General features: G+C 61.4%; 8 protein-coding genes. All 8 read right to left on the bottom strand.

The genetic code is table 11. The features are described 5' to 3' along the window. Nucleotides 1-185: 185 nt before the first annotated feature. The 8 genes from EU556_RS22030 to EU556_RS21995 all read right to left on the bottom strand — a co-directional run bounded on the left by EU556_RS22030 (nucleotide 186) and on the right by EU556_RS21995 (nucleotide 15,536). A complete protein-coding gene (locus EU556_RS22030) occupies nucleotides 186-2,486 on the bottom strand; it encodes an efflux RND transporter permease subunit (RefSeq protein ID WP_135436330.1) in 2,301 nt (766 codons plus the stop codon). A 289-nt stretch (nucleotides 2,487-2,775) separates the two neighbouring features. Continuing rightward, nucleotides 2,776-3,654 carry a glycerophosphodiester phosphodiesterase family protein gene (locus EU556_RS22025; RefSeq protein ID WP_135436329.1) on the bottom strand — a complete coding sequence of 293 codons (879 nt, stop codon included), beginning with the start codon at nucleotides 3,652-3,654 and terminating at the stop codon, nucleotides 2,776-2,778. A gap of 43 nt (nucleotides 3,655-3,697) precedes the next feature. Next, complete coding sequence (locus EU556_RS22020; protein ID WP_135436328.1) at nucleotides 3,698-6,148, bottom strand: alkaline phosphatase family protein; 2,451 nt, start codon at nucleotides 6,146-6,148, stop codon at nucleotides 3,698-3,700. A 205-nt stretch (nucleotides 6,149-6,353) separates the two neighbouring features. After that, entirely contained in the window at nucleotides 6,354-7,853 is a 1,500-nt protein-coding gene (locus EU556_RS22015) for a calcineurin-like phosphoesterase C-terminal domain-containing protein (protein ID WP_135436327.1), read from the bottom strand. Between the two features lie 139 nt (nucleotides 7,854-7,992). Continuing rightward, the gene (locus EU556_RS22010) at nucleotides 7,993-9,267 is read right to left on the bottom strand and encodes a DUF5689 domain-containing protein (RefSeq protein WP_135436326.1); all 1,275 of its coding nucleotides are present in this window, start codon (nucleotides 9,265-9,267) and stop codon (nucleotides 7,993-7,995) included. Nucleotides 9,268-9,395: 128 nt separating this feature from the next. Then, entirely contained in the window at nucleotides 9,396-10,862 is a 1,467-nt protein-coding gene (locus tag EU556_RS22005) for a SusD/RagB family nutrient-binding outer membrane lipoprotein (RefSeq protein ID WP_135436325.1), read from the bottom strand. Nucleotides 10,863-10,896: 34 nt separating this feature from the next. Further along, nucleotides 10,897-14,382: a SusC/RagA family TonB-linked outer membrane protein gene (locus tag EU556_RS22000; RefSeq protein ID WP_135436324.1), complete on the bottom strand. Its 3,486-nt coding sequence runs from the start codon at nucleotides 14,380-14,382 to the stop codon at nucleotides 10,897-10,899. Between the two features lie 128 nt (nucleotides 14,383-14,510). Further along, a complete protein-coding gene (locus EU556_RS21995; RefSeq protein WP_135436323.1) occupies nucleotides 14,511-15,536 on the bottom strand; it encodes a FecR family protein in 1,026 nt (341 codons plus the stop codon). Nucleotides 15,537-15,561: the final 25 nt, after the last annotated feature.

Raw genomic sequence — 15,561 nt, 5'->3', positions numbered from 1 at the left:
CTAGTAGCAACCTCTCGCGCTACGGCTGGCTGAGGTGACGAGTGGCTTCCTTTTAAGGCGAAAGTAGCTGCTGCTAGGCCTCTAACTAACTACTCCTAAAAAATCAATCTCCCGCCTCTAAGCCAGCTTGTGTAGCTGCTCATGAAGCGGGAGATTAGGTAGCCTAGCGAAGGGCAGCAGCAAGGTTAGCCGCCCAGCGCCGGCACGGGTTGGCGGATTTCCTTGGGGCGGTGCTTGTAGAAGGCCAGAATCAGGATGGGCAGTAGCGTCAGCTCGGCCACCACGCCAAAGAGCAGGGTGAGGCCAATGAGCAGCCCCACGTAGAAGGTGCCGTCGAAGGAAGAGAAGATGAGCGTGGAAAAGCCGCCCACCAGAATCAGGGACGTCACGATAACTGCTTTGCCGGCCATCAGGTAGGTTTTGCGCACGGCCTTAAATAGGCTCTTCTCCTTCAGGAGCGTGAGCTTCAGTTTGCTGATGAAATGAATGGTGTCATCGACGGCAATACCGAAGGCAATGGTGAAGATGATGCTGGTGCTGACCTTCATATGCACGCCCGCCAGACCCATTACGCCCGCCACAATCAGAATGGGCACCAGATTTGGAATGAGCACAACTAGTGTCATGCGCAGGCTCCGGAACAGGGCCAGCACAATGAGCGTGACCATCACAATGTCGATGCTCATCCCCGTAATCATGTTCAGGGTGAGGTTTTCATTGTTCTTGTCGATGAGGTTGGCCGAGCCGGTGAGGCGGGTTTGCAGCACCGTGGAGTCGTTGTGCTTGCGCAGGAACTGGCGCAGGTCGGCGTTGAGCTTATCGGCCCGGATGCTGCCCACGTCGGGCATGCGGCCGGTCAAGCGGCCCTCCCTGGCATCGGGCAGCACCAGGGCCCGGAACTCCGGTTTCTTGCGGAACAGCTTAATCTTGGAAACCAGGCGCTTCAGCTCGGCATCTGACTCCGGCAGGCGGTATTCTTCCAGTAGGCCACCATTGAAGGCCTTGCGCACTGATTTTACCAGCGTCACGGGCGAGGCCACGAAGTTGAGGCCGTATTCTTTGGTGAGGTAATTCTCAATCTGCTCGGTCTGGCGCAGCACCTGCAGGTCGTAGATGGTGCGGCCGGGAGCGGGCTTCAGGTCCAGCTCGAAGGGCCGCACGCCGGCGAAATGCTTTTCAAAAAAGCGGAAATCCAGCTTTACCGGGTCGTTTTTGGAGAGGTCGTCGAGCAGGGCCGAGTTGATGCGGATGCGCGAGGCCGAGGCCACCGAGCCAATCAGCAACAGGGCGCTGATGGCTACTACCCACTGACGGCGGGCCAGCACCGCCCGGAACATGCGGCCCAGCACCCCATCCCAGCTGTGGCCCTCCTGGCGCGGAATGCGCAGCTGGGGCTTGCGCAGCAGCATGAGCATGGCCGGCAGCAGCGTAAAGCTGAGCACGAAGGTGAGTAGCACGGCAATGCCCGTAAACAGCCCGAAGTTGTAAATCGGGCGGATGGTGCTGGTCATCAGGGTGAAGAAGCCGATGCTGGTGGTCAGGGCCGACAGCCCCGAGCCGAAGCCCGACTCCTTAAGCGTAATCACCAGCGAATCGCGCTTAGAGGTGCCATAGCCCAGTTCCGTGACATAGCGCGTGATGATGTGTATGGTGTCCGACATGCCCACCACGAATAGCATCACCGGCAGCAGAGCCGTCATCAGGTCGATGCTCACCCCGCAGGCCGACATCAGCCCTAGCCCCCATAAAATGGCCCCTAGCACTACCACCAGCGGCAGCACCACACCCCACCACGTCCGGAAAGTAAACCACAAGAGCCCCGTTACGAGCACCACTGACAGCGACATAAACACCATCAGCTCCCGCTGCAGCCGGTCTACAAACACCGACTGCGCCACTAGCTTGCCCGCCAGGTGGTAATCAGCCTCCGCGAAGCCCTGGCGACTCAGCTCAGTGCGCACCGCAGCCAGCAGGGAGTCGCCGGGTGGTTTGCTGAGGTTGGGAGAGGTTTGCAGCAGAATGGTAACGGCGCGGGCGTCCTTGGCAATGAGGTTGCCCACCAGCCCCGGCGTGCGGTACACCAGCGCCGAGTCTTGGGCGCGGCGCTCGGGCTCTTGGGGGTGGAGGTACGGGATGTTGAATACGCCTAAGCCCTCCACCACAGGGTTGGTGGCGTTGGTGGGCGAAGTGACGTGCACCACGTGCGGCCGCGCCTGAATAAAGCGCGTGAGGGAGTCGACGCGGGTAAGGAACTGCGGCTCAAACACGGTGCGCCCGGCCGGAGCTTCCAGACCCAGCAGCACGTAGTCGTTGTCGTTGCCGAAGCGCGCGGAGTACTGCTCGTAGTAGTCCAGGTCCGGGTCGCCGGCGGGGTAGAAGTCGTTGAAATTGTAGTTGAAGCGCAGATGCGCTACGGAATACACAGCCAGCCCCGTCAGGATGCCGAGCGCCAAAAGGATAAGGTGAGCGAGTTTGCGAAGGGGCATAAGCAGTAGCGCAGATCCAGGGGGGGCGCTGGCGGGGAAAGTAGATCAGGGAAAGGTGGCCTAGGCCAGTCAGCTGGAAGACGAAAAGCTGCCGTTTCCGGGTTGAGTGGCCTAGCGCTTACCGTAACATTTCTGGGGGTAGAAAGGTGAGAAGCGCCGCAAAAGTAGTTGCTCCGTCGTCCGGTACAGGCCGCCGCGCTCCGTATCTAAGCAGTAATAACAAAAGCCCGAAACGTGGAGTTTCGGGCTTTATAGATATGTGGAGCCGGTAGGCCACCTTCCGAGGCGGTTACTTCAGCGGGAATAGGTTCGGGTAATCGGTAATGATACCATCGACCTGCAGTCCCAGCAAGCGCCGAATATCAGCGGCTGAGTTAACCGTCCAGGGAATCACCTGGATGTTCTGGCGGTGGCAGTCGGCTACCAACTCGGCCGTGACCAGCCGGTAAGCGGGGCTGTAGATGGTGGGCCGGAAGCTCAGGCGCTGCAGGTTGGCCGTAAGCCCCTGCAGGTTCTCGACTAGCAAGGCCGTGGATTGCGTAGGCAAGGCGCGGTGCACCTCTTCCAGAGTGCGCGGGTCAAACGACTGAATGGTAACCCGGTCCAGTACTTTTTTGCTGGTCAGCACCGCCAGCAGGAGCCGCACGAACTCGGCCGGGGCGGGGTGCAGCACATTGTCGCCAGCCTCGGTGGTTTTCGTCTCGATGTTGTAGTGCGGCGCCGGCAAGTGTTTGCGGCGGGCGTAGGACTCCGCCGAGTCGATTACCTCAGCCAGCAGCGGCTTATAGGTGCGCAGCTTTTGCTGGCGCGGAAACTTGGGGTTGCCGTGGCTGCCCACATCGTAGCGCCGGATTTCCTGGTAGGGCAGGCCGTACAGGCGCAGCGCCTTGCCCTCAGCAGTGGTCAGCGGTTGCCCGTTGGGTTTGTGCACGAAGTCCGCGTTCATGTACGGGTCGTGGGAGAGCAGCACCTGCCGGTCTTGGCTGATGGCCACGTCCATCTCCAGGGTAGTCACGCCCAAATCCTGGGCTTTGCGCATGGCCGGAATGGTATTCTCGGGCATCAGGCCGCGGCTGCCCCGGTGGCCCTGCACATCGAGCGGGCGCGACTGTTGGGCAGTGGCACTACTGGCAAAGAATAAGGAAACAAGAAGCAGGAGCTTGTGCATAATACGAGTGAGTTGGGTGGGGAAGTCGCCCACTACGCTAGGCCTAATCGTCGTCATCCTTGCGCTTTTGCTCCATCTTTAGGAAAGCCCCGCGGCGCGGCGCCGGCGCCACGGCATTTTCACCCTTGATGAATTTCCAGATGACCTCGTTCAGCTCCAAATCCGGAATGGCATCTTCGCTGGCCAGGTTAAAGCGCTCCGACTTTTCGGCGCTCTTGTTCCAGGCCACGTTGCGGGCCTCCAGGTTTACCCGCGCGGCGCGAGCCTGGTAAGGCGACAGGTTGGGGGTGCTGGTGAAGCAGTCGTAAAGAGGCAGGGCAGCCGCGTCGTATTGGCTCATGGGCGGCAGGCCTAGCAGTAGCTCCATGGTTCGCAGCGCTCCCGAGGTGGAATACATGGTGTGAATGGCCGTGCCCCGGCGGGTGTAGGGACTAATCACGAAGGCCGGGGTGCGGTGGGCATCCACGTGGTCGGGGCCGTTCTGAGCATCGTCTTCTAGCACAAACACCACTGATTCTTTCCAGATGGGGCTTTGCGAAAGGTGCTCCACCAACTGGCCTAGGGCCAGGTCGTTGTCGGCCATGGCGGCAATGGGCGTGTACTTGCCGCGCCGCTGCCCGCTGGTGTGGTCGTTGCTGAGGCGAATGGTGCTGAACTGCGGCACGGCCCCGGCGGTTAGCAGCGAGTCGAAGTCGTGGCGCCAGATACGCACCCGCTCCACATCCTTGATGTCCATGTTAAAGCCCGGCGACTTCACGCACATATGGCCTTGCAACGATTTCAGTGGCGTTTTACCCAGGTCGGCAAACTCCCCGTAGGTGCGGTAGCTGAGGCCGGCGCGCTGGCAGTAATCCCAGATGTAGCCGTCGCGGGGGTAGGCAATTTTGCGGGTGCCCTCGTAGTCGTAGGTGCCGCCGCGGTTGCCGTAGCTGGTAGGCCAGGTCTTCTCGGTGTAGTCGGTGGCGTAGGCGGCCATGCTCCAGTTGTGGCCATCGGCGCTGACCTCAGCATTGACGTAGAAGTTGTCGAGCAGCACAAACTCCCTGGCCAGGGCGTGGTGGTTCGGCGTCACCTTCTCCGGAAACACGCACAGCGTCGAGTCGCCGTTACCTTCGGCCATGTCGCCGAGCACCTGGTCGTAGGTGCGGTTTTCCTTGATGACGTAGAACACGTACTTAATGGGCGACTTCTCGCCGGCCTGACCCGGCACCGGGTGGCCTACCGAGCGCGCGGCACCGGTGCCGGCCTCGCCTGTGAAGGGCGTGTTAGCGTACACCTGCTTGGAGTAGGAGCTCAATAGGGCATCATCGGGCCGCTCAATAAACGACAGTGTGCCTTTAAACAGCCCGCCAATGTACTGCACCGGCTGCCCCGTAACGCCGGTGTGCGAGCCGCTATTATCGGTGGGTTTCACCGGCTGGGGGCCCTGAGGGTTGGCCAAGGAGGAAAAGCCTTTGCCGTTGGCCACCAGAATGTGGCGGCCCAGGGTTTTCACGCTGGTGGGGTACCAGCCCGTCGGGATAAAGCCCCGGGCCGTGCTTTTGCCCGGCGTCCGCACATCAAACACGGACAGGCAGTTGTTGTCGGCGTTACCAATGTAGAGCGTTTTCTCATCCGGCGACAACGCCAAGGCGTTGGTGGTAGAACCGGTGAGCTTGGTAGGGTGGAGCGCCGCCGAAATAACCTCCAGCACCTTGCGCGTGCGCGTATCCACCACCGACACCGAGTTATCGTTGGCGTTGGCCACGAACAGGGTCCGGCCGTTGCGGGTCAGTAGCAGCTCGTTGGGGTGACTTTCGGTGGCTATTTCGCCCGTTAGCTTACCGGTTTGGGTGTCAAACAGCGCCACTTTGTCGCCGCCCCAGAGCGAGATGTAGAGCGTACGGCGGTCGGGGGACAGCAGGCAGGCGTAGGCCTCGTGGCCTAGCGGCACCTTCTGCACCGTGGCCTTGGTCTGGGTGTCCAGCACGTAGAGGGTGTTGTCCTCCTTCGTGACGGCGTAGAGGCGGTGGCGGGCGTCGTCGAGGGCTAGTCCAGTGGGACTGATTTTTTCCTTGGTCCAGGGCTGGCCTAGCCGCAGCGTGTCGGGCGCGCCAAGGCGGCCCCCGGCCGTGCCATACCGCAGAATGATGTTGTCGTTGCCGCCCGAGGCGTAGAGCTGCCGGCCATCGGCGCTAAACTGCAGTCCGTACCACGACTTGGCAATGGTCTTCTCATCGAGCAGCTTTTCGGTTTTCGGGTCAATCAGCTGAATGGTCTGGGTGCTCTGCCCGTTGTTGGTGACGGCCAGCAGGCGGCCATTCCGGGAAAGCTGCATGTTCAAGGGCAGGTCGCCGAGGGGCAACGACCGGCCCACCGGGCTCAACGACCAGCCATTAGGCAGCAGAATGTGACTAGCCTGCGGCGTGTTGGTGGGCAGTTGGGCCCGCGCTTCGGTAGCGAGAAAAGCGCCAAACAGGCCAAGCCCGGCGGCAACAGTACGAGAGGTGAGCATACGTGAGGGGAAGAAGGCCGATAGATAAAGATAGCCAGCGGGCGGGCGAGGGAAGAGGCCTAGATGATGTATAAAGCCCGAAGCCCGTCATGCTGAGCGGAGTCGAAGCATCTCTACCTCTGGCTAATCACTGGCCTAGAGAAGCCGTACAGATGCTTCAGCTACGCTCAGCATGACGTTCTTTTTTATTTGCTGTCCAGGCAGCCTAGACGCTCACGGCCTCCGTGTACTTCTGCCCAAACCGGTCCGTCACTTCCACCCTGATGTCTTTGGCACCGGCCGAGGGGCGGGCATAGAACATATGGTCGGCTAGGGTGGGCTCCACCCACTTGTGTTTGGCGGGGCGCTTGTCGCCGGCCTGCAGCTTCACGGCCATAGGGTCGAGGCTGGTTTGCTGGTGCATGGGGCCCTGGCGCTGCCCGTTCTCGTACCAGGTCACCTGCCACTCGGAGTCCCAGTTCCACACGTTTACCACAATATCGTCGGGGCGGTCAGGGTTGGCGCCCTTGGGGTAGGTCCGGAACTGGTGCTGCCGGTCGTGGCCGATGGACTTGTAGTACCACTTGATGTTCGGGCCATCTACCTCGTACACGCCGTAGCCGTTGGGCGAGCCGTCGGTGCAGATGGGGCCCGTCCACCAGGCCCCGCACACGGCGCCATGGGTGTGCTCAATGGTGTTTTCGTGGAAGATTTTCTCGCACACGTGGGTGTGGCCCGACATGATGTGGGCCGTGTAGGGCTTGAGCAGGCGGTAGAGCTCGTGGCGGTTCGATACCACCCCGCCCAGCGACTCTTCCTTGAGCTGGTTGCGCCGCTTGTCGCCGCTGTTCACCGGAATGTGCAGGGCCACTACTACCGTCGTGCCCGGCTTCACGTGGCTCAGGTCCTGCTCCAGCCACTGCAGCTGGGTTTCGGTGAGATACCCGATGTACTTCTTGGGCGGGCCGATAAAAAACACGTCGTCGAGCACCACGTAGTGCACCTCGCCCCGGTTGAAGGAGTAGTACGTAGGCCCGAACAGGCTCTTGAAGGTCTGCCCCGAGCCCTCATCGGCGCGGGCCGTGAGGTTCATGTCGTGGTTACCGATAACCTGAAAGAAGGGGATGCCGGTCACTTCTACTGCCTTCTTGTAATCATCGAACAGCTCGAGATGGTCCCACACCAGGTCGCCGCAGCCAATGGCGAAGGTGCTGGGGTTGTTGTATTGAGCTGCAAGTGCCTTCAGGTCAGGGGCCGATACGGTAATCAGTTCGTTGGTGTCCTTCTTATCAATCATCTGCGGATCGGCCCACACCATAAACGTATGCTTGGTGTCGTCGGTAGGCAGCTTCTGCAGGGCAAAGTCGGCCGTCATGCGCGTCTGGCCGGGCTTAATCGGCTGGTAGAACCGCGCCACGCCTTTCTCGTGCGGAATAGCATACCCGCGGGGCAGCGTGAGGTACACAAACTCGGCGGTGGAGTTGCTCAGCAGCTCATAGCGGCCCGCCTTGTCCGTCAGCACCATGTTATAGCCATCGGTCACGGGCACGCCGGCTAGGCCAGTGCCACCCGCGTGCACGCGGCCTTTAATGGTAAGGGGCGTGAGGTTGAGCTTGTGCGGTGTGGCCTTAGGCTCCGCTATTTCGGCCAGGGCCGCCGGGGCCAGGGGGATGCTCACGCCCGCGCTCAGCAGGCCGATGCTTTGGAGGAATTTTCTTCTGAACATATTCTGGAAAGGCTGTTCGTATCCGTCGTGCTGAGCTTGCCGAAGCATCTCTGCCGCTTCTTTGCAGTTCTAGGCCAGTTGATTAGCCAGCGGCAGAGATGCTTCGACAAGCTCAGCATAACGAGCAGGAGGGCAAGGCTTAGTTTTCGTAAATGGCGATGTCGTCGAGGCCCAGGCGGCCGTTCAGGACGGTAGGCGGGTTGCTCGTGCCCAGGCCCAGCTTGTTGATGCGGAAGCGCACCGGGCCGCTAATGTTGAGCAGGAAGGTGATGGAGCGCTGCCAGTTGCCGGCATCGGTGATGGTTTGGCCGGTTTGCTTCCAGGTCTTGCCCTGATCTTGGGAATACTCCAGCTTCCAGGAACTGGACGCATCGGTATAATAGGCTCCGTAGAGCAGGGTCACTTTGCTGGCTCCGTTGGGTACATCAAATTTCATTTCCACAAAGGCTGATTCCGAGAGCCCCTGCTGCATCCGAATGCCCTGGGCGCCGGTGTACCGGTCGCGGCCGGAGGTGTTGCCGAGAATGGACTGGTACAGCTTCCAGGGGCCCGTTCCGAAGTTCACGGTGTTGTCGGGCACGGCGGCGGTATTCATGTTGTAGCTGCCCTTAGTGGCCTGGGGCACGGCCTCGAAGCTCTCGGGGAAGCCTGCGTACACGGGGCCGCTGGGGTCAATGGCATCGGAGGGGTTGCGCAGCCAGAGCTGGAGTGCGGGCGTGGCAGTGCTACCCACCGCAATGCCTACAAAGGTGGCGCTGGCGGGCATCCGGCGGGTAGCAAAGCTGGCCGTGGCCTCGGTGTGCAGCCCAATGCGGTTGTCCGACCCATCGGCCAGCACCTTGTCGCCGCCGTAGGTGTCGCCCGATACGGGTAGGGGCGTAATGTTGCCGCCCGTCACGCGCACCAGGGTACCTTCGTAGGCCTCGGGCGTAGCCAGCAGATCGGCAATGGTGGTTTCGCGCACCACCGGCGTTTTGCCGCTGCTTACTTTGGTGACGTTGGCTGGCGTCAGGCCCTCAATGCGTAAGGCGCCGCTGCCTTTGCTGAGCGTGGCCCCGGTAATGTCTACCACCACAGAGTCACCGACGGCGAAGGAGGTAGCACCGGCGGCGGGCAACGGCAGAATCATGCCCCGCACCAGTCCGCGCCGCTTGTTCTGGATTACCAGCGCGTGCTGGCCGCCGGGCACGTTGCCCCCAGCCGCATCGGAAATAACTACACCCACCAGCTGATGGGCCCCGGCGAGCTTCTGGTTGTCCAGCACCACATCAGCGCCTTGGTAAAGCCGGCGCACGTCGTCGATGGAAGCAATGGGACTGAGCATTCCTTCGGCGTAGTTCGGGTTTTCCTCCAGGCAGCCGCTGAAGCCAAAGGCACTTAGCAGGGCCAAAGGGAGGAGTTTTTTTATGGTCATGAGTTGATAGGCGGTTGTTTTTGGTGGTGCTGCTCATTCTCCAACCTCACACTGATTAAGGAACAGAAAGGAAGAAGAGAGCCACCGCAGTTTGGGACTTAGGTTAGCGGCAGTGGCCTACCGCAGGACTAGTTCTGCCACCACACTTTGGTGTTGATGTCGTCGGGACCCTGGTCGGCAATGGCCGCCTGGTAGCTTTGCTGGTTGAGGCTCTGCACGTACACGGGGTAGTTGATGCGGGCGGGCATGCGGCCGTTGTTGCGCACACCCGAGCCGATGGGCAGCACCGGGTGGCCCGTGCGACGATACTCAAACCACTGCTGGAAATCGGTGAAGAACAGGGCGTAGTACTTCTGCAGATGAATCTGGTCGAGCTGGCGCTCTGGGTTGCTGCCCGGCTCCCACTTCAGGTCAGAGTTGGTGAAGTAGTTGGTGGGCACAGTGTAGCCCCAAAGGGTAATGCCGGCCCGCGTGCCCGTTTCGTAATAGGTCTGGGCGCTGCCCGAAATCCAGCCGCGTAGGGCGGCTTCGGCTAGCAGCAGCTGCACCTCCGGGTAGTTGAGAATGTTGCCCAGCAGCGGCTCCGTCATGAGCGTGGCGGGGTAGGTTGACTTGGCAGCCTGCATCTGGGTAGGGTCGTAGCCACTCGGAATGCCTTCGTAGGTGCCGTTCGACACGGTGGCCCACTTCGGCAGGCGTGGGTCGTTCCACTCGGTCAGGTTGTTGATGAAAAACTCGCTCATCGAGCTGAACGAGCTGAAGTCGGCGGTGCGCCAGGTCTGGAAGGGCGACTGGTAGGGCGCCGTGCCCGTCCAGCGCATAATGGCCGACTCCTCGTTGCTGGCAATGAGGGGGTAGGCCGTGGCGTTGGTGTTCACCATGTCGCGCAGCTTGTCCTGGGGGCTCATGCCGTTAGCAATGGCGTCGGTGCGGTTCGAGACGCGCATGAGCAGTCGCAGGTACAAAGAGTTGCCGAACTTGCGCCACTTCAGGGCATTGCCCTGGTAGAGCGGGTCGAGCTGGGACTGGTCGGGCGTGAGGTTGGTATTGGCTTTCAGCAGCTCGTTGGCTTCCTCCAGCTTCGTGAACAGGTCGCGGTAAATGTCTTCCTGCTTATCAAATGGCGGCTGTAAAATGCCTTCCCGGCCGGCCGTGGCCTGGGTGTACGGGACATCACCGAAGGTATCCGTGATTAAGGACACCGTCCAGACCTCGCAGATGCGGGCAATGGCCATGAAGGTGGGGCTGTTCACGCCCTGGGCGCTGCGGTACATGTCGCGGAAGTCGGTGAGCTGGGTGTACCAGCCGGTCCACATGTAGTCGGCTTCCGAGGGGCGGATAACGTAGCGGTGGATGGCGTCGCCGTCGTTGCGTGTCACGTGCACCTGCATCAGCTCGTTGGTGATGCGCCGGGCGCGGTCCATGTTGCGCTTTACCAGGTCCGTCAGGGCCGGGGCCAGCAGCGTTTCGGGCAGCACATTGGGGTTCTGGTTGGGGTTGACGTTCATCTCCTCAAACCCATCGGTGCAGGCCGAAAGCGTAGCCGCACTAGTAGTAGCTAGCAGCAGCCAGGCAAACAGTTGTATCTTTTTCATGAGGTGTTGCTTCGGGATAGAGCGGGCCAGGTTACTAGATTCCTACCGTCAGATTGAGGCCAATGGTGCGGGTGCTCGGGAACTGGCCTAGCTCAAAGCCCAGGTCCACGGAGTTGTCGTTGAGGGTGCCGAACTCGGGGTCGAAGGCGGGCCATTTGGTCAGCGTGTACAGGTCGCGGCCATAGACGCCGATGGTAGCCTGGGTCAGCTTCAGGCGCTGCAGCAGCGCGGCGGGCAGGGAGTAGTCGATGCGTGCTTCGCGCAGCTTGATAAAGTCGGTGCGGAAGAGGTTGGCTTCCACGTTGTCGCGGCCGTAGTGGCTGGTGTAGTAGGTCGGGATGTTCTCGGCCACCACGTCGTTGGGGCGGAAGGTGCCGTCGCCGTTGCTGATCACACCCTTACCGATAATGCCGTTGTAGCGGCCGGGCAGCGTGTTCTTGGTTTTGCCCTGCTCGGCCAACACGGCGTGGGTCATGGAGTAGGCTTTGGCCCCGAACTGCCCGTCAATCAGCACATTCAGGCGTACCGGTCCGTAGCGAAACTCGTTGCCGATGCTGCCCTTCCACTTGGGTAGGGCGCTGCCCAGGTACATAGCCTGGTTGGTGAGCAGGGGGTAGCCCTTGTCGTAAATGATCTGCCCATCGGGGGCGCGTTGGTAGCCGCGGCCGTAAATGTCACCCATGTTGCCGCCGGGACGGGCCTCCACGGTGCCGCGCCCACCGGGCCCGCGCTGAAGCTGGTAGGTGAACACGCTGTCGGCTAGCTCAATTACCTTGTTGCGGTTGGCCGTGTACGTGCCGAATATCTTCCAGCCAAAGCCGGTAGGGTTCGACAGCACCTGGGCGTTGGCCTGAATTTCCAAGCCCTGGTTGCGTACTAGGCCTGCATTAAGCGCCGCATAGTCGTAGCCCGAGGAACGGTCCAGCGGCACCTGCAGAATCTGGTCGTAGGTGTTGTTGCGGTACACGGTCACGTCCACGCCCATGCGGTTTTGCAGGAAGCGCAGATCGGCGCCCAGCTCCACGCTGCGGGTGCGGCGCGGCTTCAGGTCGGCGTTGGCAATGACGTTGGGGTTGCTCAGGCCCGAGGGGAAACCCGTGGCCGTAGCGTAGGTGTAGGAGGTGAGGTAGGGGGTAGTAGAGCCGCTACCCACCTCAGCATAGGAGCCGCGCAGCTTCACAAAGGATATGGCTTCCGGCAGCTTCACCAGCTCCGATATAATGGTGCTTAGGCTAGCCGAAGGGTAAATGCTGATCTTCTCGATGCCGTTCGGGCCGGCCAGGGTGCTGCTCCAGTCTTTGCGGGCCGTGAGGTCGAGGTACAGGAACTTGTTGTAGGCCACCGTCGCCAGTCCGTAGAAACTGTTCACGCCAAACTCGGCCCGGTAGGGCAGCGTGAGGGGCAGGTCGCGGCTGTTAGAAAGGTTGAATACGCCCGGATACAATAGGCGCTCAGCCCGTAGCTCGTTCTTGTCGTAGCGGTTGTTGAGGCGGCTGCCACCCCCGGAGGCCGTCACGTCGAACTTGCCGAAGGTGTGGCTGTATTGGAGCAGAAAATCGTGGTTGATTTCCTGGGAGAAGATGTTCTGGGTGCGGTACATGCCCTCCTTATACTTCTCGGTGTCCTTGGGGCGCTGCTGGGAGCGGGCCTCGTAGGCAAAGTCGATGGCCGAGCGCAGCATCAGGTTCCAGTCCTTGGAGAAGCGGTAGTTCACCTGCACATTACCCGTCACGGAGTGCCGATTGGCCTTGTTTAGCATCTCGTAGGCAATCAGGTAGGGATTGTCTACGAGGCTGCTGAAGGGGTAGCGCTGGGTGATGCCCTCCGCGCCCGGCACCCAGTAGGGCCGCAGCCAGCCCAGGTCGGCGTTGGGCAGCTGGAACATGTTCCAGTACATAATCGTCTGGTTGTTGTAGCCAGTTGAGGGGAGGTTGTCGCTGTAGCGGTTGGTGTAGTTGATCTTGCTGGAAACCTGCAGCTGATCCGTGATTTTGTGGCTGGCCGACAGCGCCACCGTGTTGCGCTTATAGCCCGTGTTCGGGATAATCCAGGTGTTCTGCAGGTTGGTGAGCGAGAGGCGCAGAGACGTGCGCTCATTGCCGCCGTCGATGGCAATTGTGTTAGTGAACGTCTTGCCCGTCTCAAAGAAATCCTTGCGGTTGTTCTTGTAGGGTACCCAGGGGGTACGCTCGGTGCCGGCCGCGTTGGTAGTGGGGTCGTACTGGAAAAACGACTGGCCTAGAAACGGCGCGCCCCAGGCCGAGCTGGTGCTGCGGGTACTGGCCCCATCGGCCGTATTACCGAAGGAATAGTAGTTCTCACCCGCCGCACCCTGCCCAAACTCATACTGGTAGTCGGGCGTGCGCGAAATAGACTCGATGGCGGCGTTGGAGTTGAAGGTAACGCCAATGCCGCGCTTGCGCATCCGGCCCGATTTGGTGGTGATAATAACGGCCCCGTTACCGCCCCGCGCGCCATACAAGGCTGTAGCTGCCGGTCCCTTCAGCACCGATACCGACTCAATGTCTTCGGGGTTGATGTCGTTGAGGCTGGTGCCAAAGTCCACCGGCGACTCACTCTGCAAGTAGGCCGAGCTGCCGTTGCCGGTGTTGCGGCTGCTGCCGCCCAGCACCACGCCATCCACCACAATTAGGGCGTCGTTGTCGCCGGCCAGGGAGCTTTCCCCGCGCAGAATAATGCGGTTGGTACCGGCCGGTCCGCCACCCGAGCGTACCAGGTTTACCCCGGCCACCTTGCCCGACAGCGCATCGGTCCAGTTGTTGGATTTGGCCTCGGTCAGTTGCTCATTGTCGAGCTTGGTAACCGCGTAGCCCAGAGCTTTTTCCTCGCGCTGGATACCCAGGGCCGTTACTACTACCTCGTCTAGTTTCTTAGAGTCTTCTTGCAGCACCACGTCGTAGGAGCTGGCCGGGCCGCCGGTGGTTACTTGCTGGGTGGCGTAACCGATGTAGGAGAAAACCAGCACGCTGCCCGGCTCCACGGCCAACTGGTACGCGCCGTCGGTGTCGGTAGTGGCGCCCACGTTCGTGTCCTTCACCCGGATGGTCACGCCCGGCAGGCCCTCACCCTTGGCATCGCGCACGTGGCCCCGTACCAGGGTGGGGTCGGGAGCGGCGGTAATGGCCTGGGCGCCGGGACCGGCCTTCACTACAATGCGCTTGTCTTGCTGTGTGAACTGCACTTTGGCCTGCGTGGCCAACAGCTGCAGCACCGCGCCCAGGTTGCTGTGCGGCGCGTGTACCGTCACGCGGCGACTGAGCAGCGCCGCCTGGTCGACGAGCAAAAACCGGTAGCCGGTTTGTTGCTCTAGGCTGCCTAGCACGTCTGCGAGGGGCTGCTGCTGCACCGTTAGGGCGCAGGGCACCGTGGCCAGGCTGGGCGCTATTACCTGCTCGGTGGCAGTGGCCGCGGCTGCGGGGGCGCTCAGCGCCGTCAGGCCTAGGCCAAGCACGACGGGCCATTCAGAGCGGCGGTGCCAGGAGTACCACGTTTTTCTCATAAGTTTGGGCGTGAGCGTTGTTAAATGACACAAGGTTTAAGAGCACTCCAACTAGCCCGCAGTTCGCACCTGCGGGCTTCTCAATCGGAAGCCGGCGTGTTGGCGCACGTCGGCTTCTTCGGGTAAAATCACAACTCGTGCGGCGCTTTTGCCGCCTGATGCTTGAGGTAGATGACTTGGCCTTCGCGGCGGTAGGAGATGGGGCCGGCCAGCTCCAGAGCCTCCAGCACGGCCGTCAGGGGCTCATTCTCGAAAGTGGCCCAGAGCTTGACCTCGGCGGTGGCGGAGTCGGCAAACACCAGCTTCACCCCGTACAGGCGCTCAATCTGACTAGCCACGTCGGCCAGCTTCTCATTCTTGAAAATCAGCTTGTTAGTGCGCCAACCCGTTACCTTGGCTTCATCGAAAGCCTGTCGGTAGATGCGGCCCGTGCTGCGGTCGGCGAGCAGCTCCTGGCCGGGCGTCAGCAGGTAGGTGTCATGGGCATCCTGCACCCGCACCTGGCCTTCCACCAGCGAAACCGCCGTTTGAGTAGCCTGCGGAAAAGCCCGCACGTTGAACTTGGTGCCCAGTACCTGCGTGACCCAGGTGCCGCTGTGCACCCGGAAGGGCCTGCGGGCATCTTTGCTTACCTCAAAAAACGCCTCGCCCTGCAGGTACACCTCCCGGCTTGCGCCCGTGAAGTGGGCCGGGTACCGCAGTTGGCTTTGCGGGGCCAGCATCACGAGGGAGCCATCGGGCAGATGAATGGTTTGCCGCTGTCCGGTCGCCGTACGGTACTGTTGGTAGGCCACCTCCGGGCTAGGTGCCACTTGGAAATGCCATAGGCCTACTAAGGCCATCAGCACCGCCAGCGCTAGGCCACCTACCAAGTAGGTGCGCCGCTGCATTTTCCGCCCGCCGGCCAGTACGGGCTGCGGGGCGGCGGGGGCAGGCGTGGTGGCGAGGCGGGCCTTCACGGCGCGCAGGGCGGCGGCGGTTTCGGGGGCCGTGGTGGCGGGCTTGCTGTGCTGCCAGAGGGTTTTCAGCTGCTCAAAGGTCCGCTCGTTTTCCGCCGACTCGGCCACCCACGTAGCGAGCCGCTCGTTTTCCTCCGACGATGTTTGCCGGGCCAGATAGCGCGTAATGAGTAAGTAAAGCTCCTGCTGTTCCAAGGTGGGAGAGGTCCTAAATAGCGAC

The organism is Hymenobacter fodinae (genome assembly GCF_004745825.1).
Taxonomy (GTDB): Bacteria; Bacteroidota; Bacteroidia; order Cytophagales; family Hymenobacteraceae; genus Hymenobacter; species Hymenobacter fodinae.
The sequence above is the reverse complement of the archived record's forward strand: the minus strand, read 5'-3'. Positions and strand labels throughout refer to the sequence as shown.